The organism is Arthrobacter sp. SPG23, assembly GCF_000876655.1.
In the GTDB taxonomy this organism is placed as follows: Bacteria; Actinomycetota; Actinomycetes; order Actinomycetales; family Micrococcaceae; genus Arthrobacter.
Map to the genome: position 1 here is coordinate 211,571 of NZ_JYCN01000025.1, position 17,131 is coordinate 228,701.

15 protein-coding genes are annotated in these 17,131 nt (G+C 67.3%); 7 read left to right on the forward strand and 8 right to left on the reverse strand.

Annotation, left to right across the window (positions count from 1 at the left end):
• Positions 1-5 precede the first annotated feature (5 nt).
• The 5 genes from TV39_RS17015 to ssd all read right to left on the reverse strand — a co-directional run bounded on the left by TV39_RS17015 (position 6) and on the right by ssd (position 4,624).
• Complete coding sequence (locus TV39_RS17015) at positions 6-299, reverse strand: DUF4244 domain-containing protein (RefSeq protein ID WP_043483765.1); 294 nt, start codon at positions 297-299, stop codon at positions 6-8.
• A 158-nt stretch (positions 300-457) separates the two neighbouring features.
• Positions 458-1,075 carry a type II secretion system F family protein gene (locus TV39_RS17020; RefSeq protein WP_043483767.1) on the reverse strand — a complete coding sequence of 206 codons (618 nt, stop codon included), beginning with the start codon at positions 1,073-1,075 and terminating at the stop codon, positions 458-460.
• Positions 1,072-1,905: a hypothetical protein gene (locus TV39_RS17025; protein WP_043483769.1), complete on the reverse strand. Its 834-nt coding sequence runs from the start codon at positions 1,903-1,905 to the stop codon at positions 1,072-1,074. The genes TV39_RS17020 and TV39_RS17025 overlap by 4 nt, the downstream gene beginning before the upstream one ends.
• Positions 1,902-3,155, reverse strand: coding sequence for a TadA family conjugal transfer-associated ATPase (locus TV39_RS17030; RefSeq protein WP_043483771.1), 1,254 nt, complete (start codon positions 3,153-3,155; stop codon positions 1,902-1,904). Before TV39_RS17030 ends, TV39_RS17025 begins: the two co-directional genes overlap by 4 nt.
• Before the next feature lie 23 nt (positions 3,156-3,178).
• Positions 3,179-4,624 carry a septum site-determining protein Ssd gene (gene ssd / locus TV39_RS17035; protein WP_326942843.1) on the reverse strand — a complete coding sequence of 482 codons (1,446 nt, stop codon included), beginning with the start codon at positions 4,622-4,624 and terminating at the stop codon, positions 3,179-3,181.
• 287 nt (positions 4,625-4,911) lie between these two features.
• On the opposite strand from ssd, the gene TV39_RS17040 reads away from it, so the two are divergent.
• The gene (locus TV39_RS17040) at positions 4,912-6,618 is read left to right on the forward strand and encodes a bifunctional 3'-5' exonuclease/DNA polymerase (RefSeq protein ID WP_043483773.1); all 1,707 of its coding nucleotides are present in this window, start codon (positions 4,912-4,914) and stop codon (positions 6,616-6,618) included.
• Between the two features lie 161 nt (positions 6,619-6,779).
• Complete coding sequence (locus tag TV39_RS17045; protein WP_052500603.1) at positions 6,780-6,980, forward strand: YegP family protein; 201 nt, start codon at positions 6,780-6,782, stop codon at positions 6,978-6,980.
• Between the two features lie 90 nt (positions 6,981-7,070).
• Here the strand turns inward: TV39_RS17045 and TV39_RS17050 are convergent, their stop codons facing one another.
• Genes TV39_RS17050 through TV39_RS22290 form a run of 3 tightly spaced genes read right to left on the reverse strand, consistent with a single transcriptional unit; the run spans position 7,071 to position 10,082 of the window.
• On the reverse strand, positions 7,071-7,748 hold the full coding sequence (locus TV39_RS17050) for an NUDIX hydrolase (protein ID WP_043483779.1): 678 nt from the start codon (positions 7,746-7,748) through the stop codon (positions 7,071-7,073).
• A complete protein-coding gene (gene nth, locus TV39_RS17055; RefSeq protein ID WP_043483782.1) occupies positions 7,745-8,539 on the reverse strand; it encodes an endonuclease III in 795 nt (264 codons plus the stop codon). Before nth ends, TV39_RS17050 begins: the two co-directional genes overlap by 4 nt.
• A 49-nt stretch (positions 8,540-8,588) precedes the next feature.
• On the reverse strand, positions 8,589-10,082 hold the full coding sequence (locus TV39_RS22290; RefSeq protein ID WP_043483786.1) for an ABC transporter permease: 1,494 nt from the start codon (positions 10,080-10,082) through the stop codon (positions 8,589-8,591).
• A 488-nt stretch (positions 10,083-10,570) separates the two neighbouring features.
• On the opposite strand from TV39_RS22290, the gene acs reads away from it, so the two are divergent.
• The 5 genes from acs (at position 10,571) to TV39_RS17085 (ending at position 17,125) form a co-directional block, all read left to right on the forward strand.
• Positions 10,571-12,736 carry an acetate--CoA ligase gene (acs, locus tag TV39_RS17065; RefSeq protein ID WP_235347428.1) on the forward strand — a complete coding sequence of 722 codons (2,166 nt, stop codon included), beginning with the start codon at positions 10,571-10,573 and terminating at the stop codon, positions 12,734-12,736.
• A gap of 225 nt (positions 12,737-12,961) precedes the next feature.
• On the forward strand, positions 12,962-14,272 hold the full coding sequence (locus TV39_RS17070; RefSeq protein ID WP_043483788.1) for an ABC transporter substrate-binding protein: 1,311 nt from the start codon (positions 12,962-12,964) through the stop codon (positions 14,270-14,272).
• 120 nt (positions 14,273-14,392) lie between these two features.
• Positions 14,393-15,364 (forward strand): carbohydrate ABC transporter permease, encoded by a 972-nt coding sequence (locus tag TV39_RS17075; RefSeq protein ID WP_052500604.1) that lies wholly within the window; start codon positions 14,393-14,395, stop codon positions 15,362-15,364.
• Positions 15,361-16,275, forward strand: a complete 915-nt coding sequence (locus TV39_RS17080; protein ID WP_043483790.1) for a carbohydrate ABC transporter permease — start codon at positions 15,361-15,363, stop codon at positions 16,273-16,275. The genes TV39_RS17075 and TV39_RS17080 overlap by 4 nt, the downstream gene beginning before the upstream one ends.
• 58 nt (positions 16,276-16,333) lie before the next feature.
• Positions 16,334-17,125: a DeoR/GlpR family DNA-binding transcription regulator gene (locus tag TV39_RS17085; protein WP_043483792.1), complete on the forward strand. Its 792-nt coding sequence runs from the start codon at positions 16,334-16,336 to the stop codon at positions 17,123-17,125.
• Positions 17,126-17,131: the final 6 nt, after the last annotated feature.

The window sequence follows — 17,131 nt, forward strand, 5'->3', positions numbered from 1 at the left end:
TGGCGTCATGGCAACGCCAGCGCCGTCCGGATGAGGTTCAGCAGGAAACCCCGGACTTCGTCACTGCGAAGGATGAACACCAGGATCCCGGCGAAACCCACGGCCGCCAAGGTGGCGATGGCGTATTCCGCGGTAGCCATTCCCACCTCGGATCCCATGAGCCGTCCGCGCGTCCGGCCGGAGACGGGCGCCGCGTCCCGGGCGCCGGGGAAGATTTCCAGGACTTCCGCGTCCTCGTGGCCGGTCTGCGCGGCGGCTCCGGACTGGGCATACTGACGGTGGTTGGAGGTGATTGACATGGCAGTTCCTTTCATTTGGTTTCCGGCTGACTTGCCGGCTGGTTCGACTCTCCCGGCCCGGCCGGAAGGAATTAAGTGCGAGGTTCGGCTAAGTGGAAAAGCCCGGAAAGTCGGGGCTGTGGAGGAACACTCCGACGTCCCCACACGGGACCCCTCCGTCAGCTTCCGGACGGAAGCATCGCCAGCAGCACGGGCACCACGCCAAGGCAGACGAAAGCGGGCAGGGAGCAGAGCCCGAGCGGGACAACCAGCCTGACGCCGAGTGCGGCCGCACGCTTTTCCGCTGCCCGGAAGCGTTCGCGTCGCAGCCTTGCTGCCTGGGCGTAGAGAATGGCAGACGACGGCGCCCCCGTCAGGGCGGCAAAGCCGAGGGCCTGCCGCAGGACCAGCAGCTCCGGAGTCCGGGACTCGGAACTGCGCCACGCTGTTTCCCAGTCGGCCCCGATGGCCAGGGCGGCCACCACGGGCCGGAGCGATTCGTGATACTCCGGGGAGGCTGAATCCGCGACGAGTTCCAAGGCTCGGCCGATCCCCGAACCGGCGTCCAGCATGGCCCCGATCAGTTCAAGCATCATGGCGGTGTCGCTCAGGCCGTCCCCCGCCCGAAGATCCGGCCGAGCCGCTGGCGCGTCGTCGCCGTTCCTTCCGTTGTCCACCCGCATACGACTTCGCCGAAGAAACCTCCTGTGCGCGCTGCCGCGTCCTGTCAAGGCCAGTGCGGAGGCAGCGGCCAGCACAAGTGCCATGACCACCGACGGCAGCCATTCCGCCGTCATGGTGTTCCGATGGCAGAGCGGACCAGCCTGGCGGACCAGATCCGGCCGGCCACGGTCAGCGCTACGCCGGCGGCGAGCGCAGCCATCCCAAACGGCGTGCCAAGCAGGATGGACAGCGGATCCACGCCGAGGGCGGCTCCGAGCCCCAGACCCAGCAGCGGAAGCCAGGTCAGGAGGGTGACGGTGGCCTTCGGCCCAGCCAGGGCGGTCTGGCGGGCGGCTTCGGCGTCGTCCTCCACTTCCAGCTGCGCCGCCAGGCGGCTCAGGACGTCCGCCAGCGGGCAGCCGCTCGCCGCCGCAATGTCGAAACAGGCCGCGAGATCGCCCCAGATTCGCCGTTCGCGGCTTTTGCTTCCCCGGAAGGCGGCGGAGGACGCCGCCCGGATGGCGTCCGCTGCGGGAGAACCTCGCATGGCGGCAGCCCGGGCCACCGACAGCATCGACAACGACGCAGGGGTGAGCGACGGTCCGTCAGCGGGTCCGTCACCTGATCGGCCGTCCGTGGCGTAGACCATCCAGAGTTCATCCCACAGCTTTGACGGTGTTCGGCCTCCTTTGAGCAGGGCGGCCAATTGCTGGACCACCACCGTCATAGGCACGCAATGCTCTGGCTGGCGCGACTTTCCGGGCCAGATGGCGCGCCAGGCCCCTGACGCGCCGCGCCGGCCGCCCTTGCCCGTGCCGCTGCCCGAACCTCGGGCACCTCCCCTGTCCCACGACTCGGGATGCCCGGTTTTCAGTGCTTTGCGGATCCTTACTGAGCTGCCGCCGGGCGGCCGGGCAACGAGCCACGCAGCAAGTGCCAGCGCTGTAACGAACAGGACCATCATTCGCCTCCCCCGGCCACTGGTCCCATCGGTCCCGCACCGTGGTCCGCAGCGCCGGATTCGTCAATGCCCAGCCGTCGGGCCAGCTTTGGCCACGAGGGCCCCAGGCTGACCGCACCCCCGTGCGCAGCCACGGCGACCGAGACCTCCAGTCCGAGGTGGCCGTCCTCAACCACGCCGATGCATGCCACCTGGCGGACCCCGCGGGACCGCTCAACATGCACCACGACGTCCAAGGCGCTGGCAACCTGCAGACGCATGGCGTCCTGGCCCATTCCGGCGAGGGCCCCCAGCGCCGTAAGCCGGGCAGGAACGGCTGCGGCCGTGTTGGCGTGGATGGTTCCGCCGCCCCCGGTGTGTCCGGTGTTCATGGCCGTCAGCAGTTCGCGGACTTCGGCTCCGCGGCATTCCCCAACCACCAGACGGTCCGGCCTCATCCGGAGGGCTTGGCGGACGAGTTCGGCAAGGTCCACCGCACCGCCGCCTTCGAGGTTTCCATGCCTCGATTCAAGCGACACCACGTGCGGGTGGACAGGGTTCAGTTCCGAAGCGTCCTCGATCAGGACGAGCCGTTCGCCGGGCTGGCTCAGACCCAGCAGCGTTGAGAGGAGGGTGGTCTTCCCCGACCCGGTGGCACCACTGATCAGGAAGCTCAGGCGCCGGGAAACCACGCGTTCCAGCACGTCCTGGATCAAGGAGCCAAACATGCCGCCGGCGCGGAGCTCGTCCAGCGTGAACACCTCGTGACGGCGGATCCGGACGCTCAGAAGCGTCCCGGCAGTCGAGATAGGCGGCAGGACCGCGTGGATCCGGTATCCGGCTTCGAGCCTGACGTCCACGCAGGGGGAGCCATCGTCAAGGCGCCGCCCGCCTGCCGCCACGAGCCGGGCCGCCAACGAACGGACTTCGTTTTCAGAGGAGAATGACACCGCCGCCTGCTCCAGGCCGTTTCCGCGGTCCAGCCAGACGGAGTCCGGGGCGTTGACGAAGATGTCCGTCACTGATGGATCCCTGGTCAGCACTTGCAGGGGTCCCAACCCGTTGAGCTCGGCGCTGATCCGTTCGACGGCGGCCAGCGACCCTGCGGTGCCCAGGAGTCTGCCCGTGGCTTGGACCGCCGCGGCCACGCGGGACGGAGTCACGGGACCGGAATCTGCCATCACCGATTCCCGGACCGATTCGAGGAGCCCGGCGTCCAAGGCACTGTTGTGCCGCCGCCTTAGGCCTCCGGCGGGACCCGGAAACCGGGACATCCCGGGCGGTTGCGAAGGCGTGCTCACGGGAACTCACCACCCAGGAGGTCCAAAACCGAAGCGGCGAACCGGCGCACGGTGCGCCGGCGTCCCGTTTCCAACAGGCGGCCGAGCTCCGTGGCGTTGGCCGTGCCCTTTACTTCCGGGACTAGTCCCTGCAGGGGCAGCCCCACGGATTCCGCGATCAGTGGCCCGTCCAGGACAGCCCCCGCTTTGCCCCTGATCACCAGCGCCGTGTCCACCGGCGGAAGTTCCTGCAGCAGCCTGGCGGAAGAAACGGCGGCCTTCAGCTGCGCGGGGGCCACCACCAGGATGCGGTCGCAGTCCCAAGCGAACGTCCGCAGCGGCTCCGTTCCGCGGCCGATATCCACGAGGACCAGTTCGTAGCCCCGCCGGGCGGCATCGAGGACACCGCCCACGGTGGCCGCCTCCACACCTTTCTGGCGTTCACGGCTGCCTGGCCAGGACAGGAAGGAGAACCCGCCCGCGACGGGCAGCGCGTCGGACAGTTGCTCGGGATCGATGCTCCCGCTCGCCTCGGATAGGTCTGTCCACCGAAGGCCGGGTGATTCCTCGGCGGCCAGGGCGAGTTCCAGGCCGCCGCCCCAGGGATCGCCGTCGATCAACAGGACGCGCGCTCCCCACTCCGCGGCAGCCTGGGCGATCCAGATCGCAGCGGTGGTGGCACCGGCTCCCCCGCACCCGCCTGTCACGCCCAGGACGAGCCCGCCGGCTTCCGGTGACCGGGAACGGCTGAGGTATTCGGCCAGCCACGCGGCCGCGTCCGGGAGAACCGCGACGCGTTCAGCACCCAGGGCGGCGGCAAGGTGCCAGAGGCTGTCGCCCTCACCGCCCAGGCCCACGAGCACGGCGGGTGCCCGGCGGCGGGGCGGCAGCTCTCGGATATCGCTGCCCACGAGTACTACGGCTGCGGTGTCCCAGAACGGGGCGGCTTCCGTGGCATCGGCTGCGACGCGAAGCTGGCCGCCGGCTGCGGCCACGATCCGTTCAACCTCGCCGCGCAGGAAATCGAAGCCCGTTACCAGAAGCGTTTCCGCCGACTCGGCCGGAAGCCATGCGCCGGGAGCCCGCGCCGCCGGCGTACCCTTCGCGGCTGTACCGGCACGGTCTGCCGTCCGGGCCTGGGCTGGCCGCCTGCCCGCAGCAGGTTGCCGCCCGGGCGCCTGCCGGCCGCGCATCGGCCGCGCCCGTGTCTGCTGTTCTCCCGCCTCCGTGTCAGTCCCGTTCCGTTCCCGGGGCTGGCTTCCGCGCGCGGCGCCCGCACCTCCCGGCGGTGCAGCCCGCGCGGCACGGCGTGCCGCCGTGGCCGGATCCGGAGGCCCTGAAGCCGGTCCGGATGGCGGACGGGCACCTCCGCCGGAGGACCTCACGGGGGCCTGGCCGCCGAGATCCCGCGTGACTTTCGGCGTCGGTTCCGGCATGGGTTCCTGAAGATGCTGCCTGCTCATCCTGCCACTGTGCCGATCCGCCGGCCCGTCCGACAGATCCCCGGCGAGCCATGTGGACAACCTCCTGCCCCGTGCGCCTGTGGAGGGGCAGTGCCCCAGCGGACCTGCCAAGGCCCCGCCCCGGACGGAAGCTGTCCGCACGGGCCCGCTGCCGCCAGGGCGCCAGCCGCCCTGGCGCCGGCCCCGCACCTGCGCCCGGCCACACAGGCACATAGGCCCACAGGCCCACAGGCCCATGGGCCAGTCGGCGGCGCAGGCATGTCACTCCACAGGGCAGAATTAGGTCTATGTACCTGCTGCTGTCCGCCCACGCCGACGGCGCAGCCCTCCAGGAACTCGTCGCAGACGGCTCCCCTAACCCGGCAAACCCCAAACCGCGCCTCGTGAGCGCCGGCGAACTGGCCGGCGTCGTACGTGAACTCGAAAAGCGGCGCCCGCGCTGGATCTGGCACCGGACCCAGGACTGGTACCCGGCGCTGCTGGCGGCGGGGGTTGAGCTGGAACGCTGCTACGACCTCACGCTCTGCGGCGCCATCCTGGCCCATTCCGAGTTCACCGCCCACACTGCCTACGCCCGGAACGCGGACAAACTCACCCAGGATGACGACTCGCAGCAGCCGCCCCGCAGCCTGCAGCCGCCACCCCAGCCGGCACACCAGGGGGCGCTCTTCGAGGACTCAGGACTCAGCCGGGCACCAAAACATTCGCTGGAGGAGCTGCGCACCGAGTACGCCGCCCAGCAGGAGGCACTGGGCCAGGCGAGCACGGACGCGAACCGCAGGCAGCGCCTCCAGCTGCTCCTCGCCGCTGAATCCGCCGGCGCCATGATCGCCGCGGAAATGCAGCACACCGGTGTGCCGTGGCGGGAAGAACTGCACGAACAGATCCTGGCGGACTACCTGGGACCGCGCCCGCCCCTGGGCCACCGGCCCGCGAAGCTCGAGGCGCTGAACTCCGAGCTCCGCAGGCTCCTGAACTCGCCAAGCCTCAACCCGGATTCGCCGCAGGAACTCATGCGCGCGCTGCACCGGAACGGCATCGAGGTGAAGACCACCCGGCAATGGGAGCTGAAGGAGTCCAGCCATCCGGCCATCGAACCGCTCCTCGCCTACAAGAAGCTGGCACGGCTGCATGCGGCCAACGGCTGGGCCTGGCTGGACGCCTGGGTGAACCATGGCCGCTTCCGGCCTGAGTATGTGGTGGGAGGTGTCGTCTCCGGGCGATGGGCGTCGCGCGGCGGCGGTGCACTGCAGATTCCGCGCCAGATCCGCGGCGCCGTGCATGCCGATCCCGGCCACAAACTCATCGTGGCTGACGCCTCGCAACTCGAGCCGCGGGTCCTGGTTGCCCTGGCCCAGGACTCCAAAATGGCCGAAGCAGCCCGGGACAAGGACCTCTACGCCGGCATCGCAGCACAGGGATTCGGCGGTGACCGGGCCAAAGCAAAGGTGGCACTGCTCGGTGCCATCTACGGGGCCACCACCGGCGAGTCCGGGCGCCTCATGCCGCAGCTGACCCGCACGTACCCCCGCGCCGTCGGCTTCGTGGAACAGGCCGCCCGGGAGGGCGAAGGGGGTGGAACGGTCACCTCCAGGCTGGGCCGCAGCAGCCCGCCGCCGTCGGCCCGCTGGCTGCAGAGCCAGAAATCCACCACCGCTGAGGAACAGCGGAGGGCGGACGCGGTTGCGCGCTCCCGCGGGCGGTTCACGCGCAACTTCGTGGTCCAGGGGTCGGCGGCAGACTGGGCTGCCTGCTGGCTGGCGGAATTACGACGGCGGCTCCGCGCCATGCGGTCGGCCGGCGGACCGGGCGGCGAGCTGGTGTTCTTCCTCCATGACGAAGTGATGGTCCACTGCCCTGAAGACTCGGTGGATGCCTGCATCCAGGCGATCGAGGAGGCCGCCGCGGCCGCCAAGGAACTGCTGTTCGGCCGGATTCCGGTGGAATTCCCGGTGAGCGTGGCAGTGGTGGACTCCTACGACAGGGCGAAGTAGGCCCTGTAAGTCGCGCTCTGTAACCTACCTGCGGGTAGCTTTGTGAACCGTCTCACCTCCCGGTTAGGCTCAATTAGCCGGTTCGCAGCAGTGGCAGTGCAGCACCCGATACAGAACCGGCCGATGCAATGACGCATGGAGACTTGGGGAGGCAGCACAAAGTGGCTGGAACATTCGAAATTATCAACGCCGAAGAAGAAGCTTTCTACTTCCGGCTCAAGGCCGACGACGGCACGGTAGTGGCGGTTTCGCCACGGTTCAAAACACTCAAGGGAGTCGTCGCCGGCATCAACGCCGTCCGTGAGAGCGCGGCCACGGGGCTTGTCGTGAACCGCGGCCGGAGGGAACTGGCCTCCGGATAGCCCTTGACCCCGGCGCCCGTCACCGGTGACCGGCACGGGCCGCCGGCGCCCCCGGAGAGTAATGCCCGCCCCGGAAGCTATACCGGGCGCTCACACATCGATCTGGTGCAACCTCGTCCGGTCCCAGGGGACGGACCAGCCCAGGTGATCGAAAAGTTCGTTCAGGATCATCCCGGTGAACCCCCAGACCACCACCCTGTTCACCACAAAGGCGGGGCTCAGGAACGACTGGCCGGCCCGGCTGACCGTGGCCATCACCCGGTTGTCGGGGTCCAGGAGGTCCCGGACGGGGACCCGGAAAACCTGGGCCGATTCGCCGTAGTCCACCACCCGGACGGGCGAGGGCGAGTGCCACCAGGCCAGGACGGGCGTCACCAGGAAATTCCCGCGGGGCAGGGCCAGCTGCGGCATGGCACCCAGTACTTCCACACCGGCCGAGTCCAGCCCGGTTTCCTCTTCGGCTTCGCGAAGGGCTGCTTCAATGGGCGTCTCGCCCGGATCGATCCCGCCGCCTGGAAACGCCACCTGGCCGGGGTGATCGTCCAAGGTGTGGGCGCGTTCCAGCAGCAGGACATCGAGGTCAGCCGGGGCCAACGGCTTTCCTGAAGCAGCCGGGACGTTATCGAGGGCACCAAACAGCATCAGTACGGCGGCCTTGCGGGCAACGGCGTTGTCCACGGTGAGATCGCGCCAGTAGGGATTGCGCGCCGGGCCGCTCCCGGCTTCGATGGCGGCAATAAGGTCCGCGAGGTCCTGGCGGGCGGTCATTTCCCCCGCTTTTGTGATTCCATCCGGATTTCCGCAGCCCGGTGTGTTTCCGCCAGCAGCTGCGCCAGAAGCACTTCCTGCCCGGGTGCGAGCTCGTATTTGAGCAGCTTGCGGGCCTTCTCCGGATCCGTCTCCCCCGCCCCGTAGCTGGGGCACCATGTAGCCACCGCGCACGCGCCGCAGGCGGGCTTCCGCGCATGGCACACGCGGCGTCCATGAAACACCACCCGGTGCGAGAGCATGGTCCAGTCCCGCGGTTCGAACAGCTCTGCCACGTCGGCTTCAACACAGACGGGATCGTCCGATTCGGTCCAACCGAAGCGCCGGGCAAGCCGGCCGAAGTGCGTGTCCACGGTGATTCCGGGGATGCCGAATGCGTTGCCCAGCACCACGTTGGCGGTTTTCCGGCCCACGCCGGGCAGCGTTACCAGGTCCTGCAGCCGGGGCGGCACTTCGCCGTCGTACTCGTCCACCAGCCGGTTGCACAGAGCCATGACGTTCCTCGCCTTTGCCCGGAAGAACCCTGTGGGCTTGAGGATCACTTCGAGCTCGGCGGGGTCGGCTTCAGCCATGCTTCGGGCATCCGGATAGCGGGTGAACAGCGTCGGCGTGATCTGGTTGACCACCACATCGGTGGTCTGGGCCGAGAGCACAGTGGCCACCAGGAGCTCAAAGGGGCTGCGGAAGTCCAGCTCGGCATGCGCGTAAGGGTACAGCTCCGCGAGCGCCCGGTTGATCCTGCGTGCGCGCCGCTTCAGCGCCAGCAGTGATTCCCCGGACGACCGCGGCATGATGCTGCCCGGCTTCGGAGTCCCGGAAAAAGTGGCCACCGGCGGCCCGCTAGCCGCGCTCGATGTTACTGAGGTCGCGCAGCACGCCCACCCGGCCATCAGTGTGCTGGACCAGGAATTCGTGACCCCGGTCCTCCAGCGCAAGAACCCACCCGCCGGGTTCGATCACGAAAGCGGGCATGCCCGTCCGCTCGTCGACGGCAGTGCGCGGCTGGGCAACGGCGAACCAGAACGCCTCGTGGACCGGCTGATCCTCGTGTTCCTCAGGCCGGCTGTAGGGGTCGACAGTGGCACCGATGGGCTCTTGCGACTTCACCTGGGGGTTCAGCATCGTCTCAGCGGGAGCCGAGGTTGACGCCTCGGCACCCGCGGCCGCTGCGGAAGGAGCCACGGCCTCGGACGCCCGGCCGGAGGCGGGAACTGCCCCTGCCTGCGTGGCCTCCGGTGCGGAAGGAGCCGCCGCGGCGGCCTGCGTCCGCTCTGCGGCAGAAGGAACGACGTCGGCTGCCTGCGTTCTGGGCGACGTGTCGGTGACGCGGCTGGCAGCCGCAGCACCTACCGCCGCCGCCCCCGTGGCGGCGGCAGCGTTGTTGCCGGCCGCATGGCCCGAGGACGCGGCAGCGCCAGCGGCAGCTGCGGGCACGGCGTCACCCTGCCTGACACCGTCATGCTGCGTCGGCTCCTGCCGGGCTGTTCCCTGCGGGGTTGCGGCACGAGGTGCGTCGGCGGCCGAAGCCCCGGCGTAAGGACGGTCGCCGCTTGGCACCGGGCTTCCGGCAGCACCCGCGCCACCGGCCGCAGCGCCGGTGCCACCCGCGCCGGTGCCAGGCGCGGCGCCGGTGCCACCCGCGCCGCCAGCCGCAGCACCGGCCGTCAGCCGCTTCGACCAACCGGCCAGCGCGCTGGAGCCCGGGTCCTTCGCCGGCTTGGACTCCTTCGGGGCGCTGGGCTTGCGGAACGGCACCGCGGACTCACGGGCCACAACATGCGCCGGAACCTCGGCACGGTCCAGGAAGTCGCCGGCGAAGAAGGGGATGAAGCGTGCCAGCACGGTGGCCGCGAAAAGCCCCACGGATCCGATCAGTCCCACCAGCATGACCGGAATGAATTCCTGGGCGGCCGACAGGAAGAAGAAGCCCAGCGCAAATGAGGCCACCACGGAGGCAAACTGGTCGATGGACAGGGACCCGACCCGCACCCTGGATTCGGGGCTCAAGCGGCGGGCCACGAAGAGGGCGGTCACAATCAGGGGCAGGATGGTCCCCAGGCCGAGGAAGAAGAGGTTGCCCAGGTTCCACAGGTTGTACCGGGAGGCGAACATCGGGATCAGCGAGGCGACAAACAGAAGAAGCGTCGATGCGAAGACGGTGACGTCCCGCACGGTGAACGGGCCAAGGACCGCTTCGTTCTTCTGTGCCGTCAGCCTGCTTCCCGAGGGCTTGGACCCGTCGGCGCTTGCCGGCGTGCCGGAATTCGCCGGGCCGGCCGCCTGACCGGGATGCTGATGGACGGCTTTGTGCTGTCCATGGCTTTGCTGGTTCATTCTGTTCTCCTTAGCATGGCGGCGCCCTGGACGGCGCCTCCTAACGGCAGGCAGAAACCGGACCGCAAGCGGTCCTGTCGCCTCCATCGGATGTCACAACTCCATCTCAGCCTAGCCAAGTGATTGCCTGATCACTAGCTGACGGGCCGGAGGCAGGCAAGGCGAAATACTCGCGGAATACCCGCAGAATTTGCCTAGCACACCCGCCTGTTTGCGGGGTGTGCACAACCTTCCGGGACAGGTCCGCGCGGTATCCATCGGCCGTGCCCCAGGCCGCAGTACTCGCCGTACAGGAACCACTCGGCGCTTAATAAATGCCGTTCACGGTTCACTATGTGACGGGGCACACGCAGGCCGCGGGGCAGGTATTAGTGTGTATTTCGGAACAGCTCTTTGCGGTACAGCCGTGATCGGCCGCTGCCCGATGCCGCGCACGCGGCCCGGCCGTGGCCTGATGACGGTCCGTCCCGCGCAGCAAAGATCGATGAATGATGAGGTTCACCATGTCCCAGGACACACCCAGCTCCACGGCCACCGCTGCACACACCGACGTGCCGGCCAACCCGTCCATTTCCGGAGCCGAAGCCGTCTCCGGGGCAGCCGGAGGCGCATCAGCGAACGGCTCCTCAGCCAACGGAGCCGCAGCCAACGGCGCCCGGGGCGGGAACGGCGACGCCTTCGAAAATCTGTCCCAGGAGGACCGGAAGTTCGCCCCGTCAGCGGAATTCGCCGCGAATGCGGTGGTCACGGCCGCTGACTATGCAGAGGCCGACGCCGACCGTCCCGCGTTCTGGGCAAAGCAGGCCCGCGAACTGCTGACGTGGAGCAAGGACTTCACCCAGACGCTGGACTGGTCCAACCCTCCCTTCGCAAAGTGGTTCGTAGGCGGCGAGATCAACGCCGCATACAACGCCCTGGACCGGCACGTCGAGGCCGGCAACGGCGACCGGGTGGCCATCTACTTTGAGGGCGAGCCCGGTGACACCCGCACGTACACCTACGCGCAGCTCACCGAAGAGGTGAAGAAGGCCGCGAACGCGTTCGAATCCCTCGGCGTGGCCAAGGGCGACCGTGTGGCCGTGTACCTGCCCATGATCCCCGAGGCGGTCATCACGCTGCTGGCCTGCGCACGGATCGGCGCCATCCACTCGGTGGTATTCGGCGGCTTCTCCGCCGAGGCCCTGCGCTCCCGGATCGACGACGCCGAAGCCAAGCTCGTGGTCACCGCGGACGGCACCTACCGCCGCGGCAAGCCCAGCTCACTTAAGCACGCGGTGGACGACGCCCTGTCCCACGAAGGGGACGGCAGCGGCCACACCGTCGAGAACGTCGTCGTCGTCAAGCGCAACGGCCAGGACGTGGACTGGCACGAGGGCCGGGACCACTGGTGGGCCGACACCGTCGGTGCGGCCTCGCCGGAGCACACCGCAGTGGGCCATGACTCCGAGCACCCGCTGTTCATCCTGTACACCTCCGGCACCACGGGCAAGCCCAAGGGCATCCTGCACACCACCGGCGGCTACCTTGCCCAGGGCGCGTACACCCACAAGGCCGTCTTCGACCTGCATCCGGAAACGGACGTGTACTGGTGCACGGCCGACGTCGGCTGGATCACCGGCCACTCCTACGTCGCCTACGCCCCCCTGATCAACGGCGCCACCCAGGTCATGTACGAAGGCACCCCGGACTCCCCGCACCAGGGCCGCTGGTGGGAAATCATCGAGAAGTACAAGGTGTCCATTCTCTACACCGCTCCCACCGCGATCCGGACCTTCATGAAGTGGGGTAAGGAAATCCCGGCCAAGTTCGACCTCTCCTCCATCCGGGTCCTGGGCTCGGTGGGCGAACCCATCAACCCCGAGGCCTGGATGTGGTACCGGAACGTCATCGGCGCCAACGCCGGAAAGAACGGCGAAAAGAAGGAGAACCCGGCCCCGATCGTGGACACCTGGTGGCAGACCGAAACCGGCGCCCAGATGATCGCCCCGCTGCCGGGAGTCACCGCCACCAAGCCCGGCTCCGCCCAGGTCCCGCTTCCCGGCATCGCAGTGGACGTGGTCGACGAAGCCGGCGAATCCGTGCCGAACGGCCGCGGCGGCTTCCTGGTCATCCGCGAACCCTGGCCGGCCATGCTCCGCGGCATCTGGGGGGACCCGGAACGCTTCAAGGAAACCTACTGGTCCCGGTTCGAGACCATGTACTTCGCGGGCGACGGCGCCAAGAAGGACGACGACGGCGACGTCTGGCTCCTGGGACGCGTGGACGACGTCATGAACATCTCCGGCCACCGGCTTTCCACGGCGGAGATCGAATCGGCCCTGGTCAGCCACCCCGCCGTGGCGGAAGCCGCCGTGGTGGGCGCAGCCGACGAAACCACCGGCCAGGCCGTCGTCGCCTTCGTGATCCTCCGCGAGGACGCCGTGGACTCCGGGGATGCAATCGTCCAGGAACTCCGCAACCACGTGAGCAAGGAGATCGGCCCGATCGCCAAGCCCAAGACCATCCTGGTGGTGCCTGAACTGCCCAAGACCCGTTCCGGCAAGATCATGCGCCGCCTCCTCAAGGACGTCGCCGAAGGCCGCGAAGTGGGTGACGCCACCACCTTGGCTGACAACACCGTGATGGCACAGATCGCCCAGTCGCTCAGAAAGTAACTGTCGACCGGAAGCAGCAACCGCCGGAAACCCCGGATTCCAGGCAACAGTAGGCCCCGTTTTTCCCCGCTCCGGCGCGGAAAAGCGGGGCCGTTCTGCTTTGTGACGTTTCAAACACGGAATGCACCCAAAATGTTGTTTCCCGTTCTTTCCTGTTCTCTTTTGAGAGGTTATAGTCAGAGCATGTGAGGTGCCTCACACGCAGCTTTTTTCAAGGGAGAGAACATGGCAGCACAGTTTGATGCGTCGGCAACTGCTTATCCGAGCCGGCGGACCATCCTCAAGACCGTCGGCGTCGGCGCGGCAGGCCTGGCCGGCATTCCGTTCCTCGCAGCCTGTACGGGCGGGAGCGGACCGTCGGCCACGGGTTCCGACTCCCCCGGCCTCACCTTCGGTTCAGGATCCTCGGACGATGTCCCCAAGCGGGCGTACCAGGCCGTCACCGATGCCTTCACCGCCAAGACCGGCAAGAAAGTCACCACCAACGTGGTGCCGCACAACGATTTCCAGAACAAGATCAATTCCTACCTGCAGGGTTCGCCGGACGATACCTTCACGTGGTTTGCCGGCTACCGCATGCAGTATTACGCGGAGAAGGGACTGCTCGCGCCCATTGACGACGTCTGGGAAAGCATCGGCGGCAACTACTCCGAGGCGCTGAAGAAGGCCTCCACCGGACCCGACGGCAAGATGTATTTCGTCCCCAACTACAACTACCCGTGGGGCTTCTTCTACCGGAAGAGCCTCTGGGCGGAGAAGGGCTACGAAGTCCCGGAGACCTTCGACGCCCTCAAGGCCCTGGCCACCAAGATGAAGGCCGACGGCATCATTCCGATCGGCTTTGCCGACAAGGACGGCTGGCCCGCCATGGGCACCTTTGACTACATCAACATGCGGCTCAACGGCTACCAGTTCCATGTGGACCTCTGCGCGCACAAGGAATCCTGGGACCAGCAGAAGGTCAGCAAGGTTTTTGACACGTGGTCCGAACTCCTTCCCTTCCAGGACCCGGCAGCCCTCGGCCAGACCTGGCAGGACGCAGCAAAGGCCCTGGAGGCCAAGAAGACCGGCATGTACCTGCTGGGTTCCTTCGTGACCCAGCAGTTCACCGATCCCGCCGTCCTGGCGGACATAGGATTCTTCGCCTTCCCGGAGATCGCGATGGAAGGCCGCGACGCCGTCGAAGCCCCCATCGACGGCCTCCTGCTATCCAAGAAGGGCGGCCAGAACAAGGCCGCCCGCGACTTCATGGCATACCTGGGAACCGCCGAAGCCCAGGACGCCTACGCCGCGGTGGATTCGTCGAATATCGCCACGGCAAAGGGCACTGACGCGTCGAAGTTCACGCCGCTCAACAAGACGTGCGCGGACACCATTGCGAACGCAAAATACATCAGCCAGTTCTTCGACCGCGACGCCCTTCCGGCCATGGCCAACAACGTGATGATCCCTGCCCTGCAGAGCTTCATCAAGGACGGCAAGATGGACGTCAAAAACCTCGAAGCACAGGCCAAGACGCTGTACGCCGCCCAGTAGTTCCGGCCCCCGCCGGCCGCGTATCACAGGCAACCGTCCAGGAAGGAACGACGACGGCGGCACAGCCTTCCGCCGTCGTCGTTCCTTCCCGGAATCCGGACCAATCGAGAGAAAACTTCCATGAGCAGCACTGCAAGAGAACTGATTCCGCCGGAATCACGGGAGCCTGAGGGCCATTCCGCGAAGCGGACGAAAGGCGGCCGGGTCCGCCGCCTGTCCCGACAGGACAAAGTGGTCCTGTCACTGATGGTGGGCATTCCCACCCTGATCGAACTGACCCTGGTATGGCTGCCCATGCTGATGTCCGTTGGCCTCAGCTTCACCCGGTGGAACGGCCTTGACCTTGGGGACATCCGCCCCGCCGGCGTGGACAACTACCAATTTATTTCCCAGGACTACCCGCCGTTCTGGCCGGCGGTGCAGCACAACATGCTGTGGCTCCTGTTCCTGGCCCTCATCGCCACGCCCCTGGGCCTGCTGCTGGCAGTGCTGCTAGACCAGAACATCCGCGGCAGCAAGATCTACCAGAGCATCTTCTTCGCCCCCGTGATGCTGTCGCTGGCCCTGATCGGCATCATCTGGCAACTTTTCTACCAGCGCGACAACGGCCTGCTGAACTTCCTCCTGGGTACTGCCGGCACGCCGCAGGCCGTGGACTGGTTCGGTGATTCCTCCGTGAACATCTGGGCCGCGATGATCGCAGCAACCTGGCGGCATGCCGGCTACGTCATGCTCCTCTACCTGGCCGGACTCAAGGGCGTGGACCCCAGCCTGAAGGAAGCCGCCGCCATCGACGGCGCGAGCGCCGTCCAGACGTTCTTCCGGGTGGTTTTCCCGGCCATGCGGCCCATCAACATCGTGATCGTGGTCATCACCATCATCGAATCGCTGCGCGCTTTCGACGTTGTGTACGTCATCAACCGCGGCACCAACGGCCTGGAAATGCTCAGTGCCCTGGTGATCCAGAACCTGGTGGGCGAAGGCCAGGTGATCGGCGTCGGCTCGGCCCTGGCAGTGGTGCTGCTGGTCATATCCCTCGTCCCCATCGTCTTCTACCTCAGCCGCACCTTTGGCAAGGAGAACAAAGCATGAGCACCGCAACAGTCCGCGCGGGCGCGAAAGACACGGCCGCCGCGCCCCGGTCCGGCAGCCGTCCCAAGCGCCACTACGGAACACATATTTTCCTCACCGTCATGGCCGTCATGTGGCTGATCCCGCTGGGCTGGTCGGTCTTCACCGCGCTCCGCCCGGTGGCGTCCACCAACGAACACGGCTACTTCAGCCTGGCGGGCGACTTCAATTTCGATAACTTCATCCAGGCCTGGACACAAGGCGGATTCGCGACGTACTTCTGGAACTCGGTGATCATCACCGTTCCGGCCGTGCTCCTGACCCTGTTCCTGGCCTCCCTGATGGCGTTCGCCGTGAGCCGGGTGAGCTGGAAGTTCAACATCACCCTGCTCATCATGTTCACGGCCGGCAACCTGCTGCCGCCGCAGGTCCTTGCAGCGCCGTTGTTCGAGATGGCCAAGCACTTCGAGGTGCCGTACTCGTTCAGCGACTCCGGCAACATGCTGAACACCTACATCATCGTCATCGCCGTCAACACGGCCTTCCAGATGGGGTTCTGCACCTTCGTGCTCTCCAACTACATGAAGGCCCTCTCCGCCGACCTCACCGAAGCCGCCCTCGTGGACGGCGCCGGAATCTGGCGGCAGTACCGGGAGATCATCCTGCCGCTGTGCCGGCCGGCGTTCGCCGCGCTGGGCACCTTGCAGGTCATCTTCATCTACAACGACTACTTCTGGCCGCTGCTGTTCATCCAGAGCGGCAACCGGCTCCCGATCACCACAGCCATCAACAACCTCCAGGGCCAGTTCCTGAACAACTACAATCTCCTGGCCGCCGGCGCCGTTATCACGGTCATCCCCACCCTGGTGATCTACCTGCTCCTGCAGCGGCAGTTTGTTGCGGGGCTGACTCTTGGTTCCAGCAAGGGGTAGACCATGATGGAAGCTGACGGGGACAGCACTCCCCCAGCCGCAGCCCGAAAGGAACTCCATGCTCCCCGCAGCACGCCACCAGGCAATCGTGGACGCCGTCCAGCGCGAGCGGGTGGTCCGCGTCTCGGACCTCGCCCAGCAGCTGGGTGTGTCGCTCATGACCGTTCGGCGGGACATCGAGCTGCTCGAGGAGGGCGGCCGGGTGGAGAGGATCCACGGCGGCGCCAAGCTCCCCGGCGATGCCAGCACCCATGAACCCGGCTTCGAGCAGAAGTCAACGCAGCTCACGGCGGAGAAGAGGGCCATCGCCCTGGAAGCGGCTTCGCTGGTCCACGAGGGGATGGCCGTAGGGCTGGGAGCCGGGACCACCACATGGGCGCTGGCCAAGGAACTCGTCAACGGGCCGCGCATCACGGTGGTGACCAATTCCATCCGCATCGCCGATCTCTTCCATCACGGCTCATCCTCCGGGGCCGGGCGCTACGGCTCCACCGTGATCCTGATCGGCGGAGAGCGCACGCCGTCGGACGCCCTGGTGGGTCCGATTGCGACGGCGGCGCTGAAGCAGCTGCACCTGGACCTGCTGTTCCTGGGCGTGCACGGGATGGATCGCGACGCCGGCTTCACCACGCCCAACCTGCTGGAGGCCGAGACGGACCGTGCGTTCGTGGCGGCTTCCCGCAAGGTGGTGGTGGTGGCCGACCACACCAAGTGGGGCACCCAGGGCATGAGCACCATTGCAGGGTTCGAGGAGGCGGACGAGGTCATCAGCGATGCCGGCCTCAGCGCCGACGCACGCCGGATCCTGCAGGAGAGCGTCAGCCGGTTGCGGATCGTCGACGCGGGATAACCGCGC

Excerpts from the sequence above, each read along its gene's own strand:
- TV39_RS17015 (WP_043483765.1), bottom strand. The coding sequence starts at position 299 with ATGTCAATCACCTCCAACCACCGTCAGTATGCCCAGTCCGGAGCCGCC.
- TV39_RS17020 (WP_043483767.1), bottom strand. The coding sequence starts at position 1,075 with ATGACGGCGGAATGGCTGCCGTCGGTGGTCATGGCACTTGTGCTGGCC.
- TV39_RS17025 (WP_043483769.1), bottom strand. The coding sequence starts at position 1,905 with ATGATGGTCCTGTTCGTTACAGCGCTGGCACTTGCTGCGTGGCTCGTT.
- TV39_RS17030 (WP_043483771.1), bottom strand. The coding sequence starts at position 3,155 with ATGTCCCGGTTTCCGGGTCCCGCCGGAGGCCTAAGGCGGCGGCACAAC.
- ssd (WP_326942843.1), bottom strand. The coding sequence starts at position 4,624 with ATGAGCAGGCAGCATCTTCAGGAACCCATGCCGGAACCGACGCCGAAA.
- TV39_RS17040 (WP_043483773.1), top strand. The coding sequence starts at position 4,912 with ATGTACCTGCTGCTGTCCGCCCACGCCGACGGCGCAGCCCTCCAGGAA.
- TV39_RS17050 (WP_043483779.1), bottom strand. The coding sequence starts at position 7,748 with ATGACCGCCCGCCAGGACCTCGCGGACCTTATTGCCGCCATCGAAGCC.
- nth (WP_043483782.1), bottom strand. The coding sequence starts at position 8,539 with ATGCCGCGGTCGTCCGGGGAATCACTGCTGGCGCTGAAGCGGCGCGCA.
- TV39_RS22290 (WP_043483786.1), bottom strand. The coding sequence starts at position 10,082 with ATGAACCAGCAAAGCCATGGACAGCACAAAGCCGTCCATCAGCATCCC.
- acs (WP_235347428.1), top strand. The coding sequence starts at position 10,571 with ATGATGAGGTTCACCATGTCCCAGGACACACCCAGCTCCACGGCCACC.
- TV39_RS17070 (WP_043483788.1), top strand. The coding sequence starts at position 12,962 with ATGGCAGCACAGTTTGATGCGTCGGCAACTGCTTATCCGAGCCGGCGG.
- TV39_RS17075 (WP_052500604.1), top strand. The coding sequence starts at position 14,393 with ATGAGCAGCACTGCAAGAGAACTGATTCCGCCGGAATCACGGGAGCCT.
- TV39_RS17080 (WP_043483790.1), top strand. The coding sequence starts at position 15,361 with ATGAGCACCGCAACAGTCCGCGCGGGCGCGAAAGACACGGCCGCCGCG.
- TV39_RS17085 (WP_043483792.1), top strand. The coding sequence starts at position 16,334 with ATGCTCCCCGCAGCACGCCACCAGGCAATCGTGGACGCCGTCCAGCGC.